Genomic DNA, 1407 nt, shown 5'->3' on the forward strand with positions numbered 1-1407 from the left:
CCTAGTACTGCAACGGTGCTTGCTGTGACTGATGGCCAGGTCAGTCGTTGGTGTGGTTATGGGTGGGGACCTTTCTGATGTCAGGTTGTGGGCGGGCGAATTGGAAGCTGTGCATGGGCGGTTCGTGCACCGTTTCAGCAGGTCGGAGCCGCGTGAGTCGGCTTTGGCTTATATGCGGGGCCTGATCGCACCCCTGCAGCGCAAGAACGGCTGGACACTGGCGGAGGAAGCCGGCCATGCGGGCCCGGACCGTATCCACCGGATGCTGAACCGGATCGAGTGGGACGCCGACGAGGTCCTCGACGACGTGCGCCGGTACGTCGTCGACCACCTCGGCGACCCAGGTGCCGTCCTGGTCGTGGACGACACGGGCTTCCTGAAGAAGGGGACACGGTCGGCCGGAGTCCAGCGGCAGTACTCCGGCACCGCCGGGCGGACGGAGAACTGCCAGGTCGGCGTCTTCCTCGCCTATGCAACCGACCGCGGCCGGACACTGATCGACCGCAGGTTGTATCTGCCCACCTCCTGGACCGACGACCGGGAAAGATGCCGCCGGGCCGGCATCACTGATGAGGTCGCCTTCGAGACCAAGGTGGCCATGGCCAAGGCGATGGTCCGCCGCGCGATCGCGGACGAGATCCCGTTCCGGTGGGTGACCGCGGATGCCGCCTACGGCTTTTCCAAGGGCTGGCGGTCCGAGCTGGAGCGGGCGGACGTCTTCCACGTCATGGCCACCACCCGCCACGACACCGTCGTCACCCGCTGGGCGGTCGACCATCCCGTCCACGACCTGTTCCACGGCCTGCCGCGGCAGAAATGGAAGCGCCGTTCCTGCGGCAGCGGGGCCCACGGCCTGAGGATCTACGACTGGGCCCGCGTCGAGGTGCGGCCCTGGCACCGGCCCGACCGCCGCCACTGGGTGATCGCCCGCCGCAGCGTCGCCCGCCCGCAGGAGATCTCGTACTACATCGCCTACTGTCCCGCCGAGACCACACTGGACGAGCTGATCCGCGTCGCGGGCAGCCGGTGGGCCATCGAGGAGTGCTTCCAGAGCGCGAAGCAGGAATGCGGTCTGGACGATTACCAGGTCCGCCGCTATCCCGGCTGGCACCGGCATATGACCCTCGCGATGGCCGCTCACGCCTGCCTGAGCGTCCTGCGTGCCCGAGAGTTGGATGCGGGGAAAGCAGAAACGGATCCTCCCAGCTCATCCACCTCAGCCTCGCAGAAATCAGGCGGCTGATCACCCGCCTCACCGACCGCCGGCCCACACCCGTCGAGCACATCCTGCACTGGTCGACCTGGCGCCGACGACGCCAACACCAGGCCCGCACCAGCCACTACAAACGACGCGGACACAGCCCCTGACCTGGCCATCAGTCACGGCAAGCACCGTTGCAGTACTAG

Annotated in this window: 1 protein-coding gene; it reads left to right on the plus strand. The window is 67.3% G+C overall.

Features of this window, described 5'->3' with window-relative positions; translation table 11 throughout:
* Positions 1 to 58: 58 nt before the first annotated feature.
* Entirely contained in the window at positions 59 to 1243 is a 1185-nt protein-coding gene (locus ACZ4SV_RS36375) for an IS701 family transposase (protein WP_468011452.1), read from the plus strand.
* The last annotated feature ends 164 nt before the right edge of the window (positions 1244 to 1407 follow it).

This window comes from Streptomyces sp. NPDC027672 (assembly GCF_055566335.1).

Excerpts from the sequence above, each read along its gene's own strand:
- ACZ4SV_RS36375 (WP_468011452.1), top strand. The coding sequence starts at position 59 with ATGGGTGGGGACCTTTCTGATGTCAGGTTGTGGGCGGGCGAATTGGAA.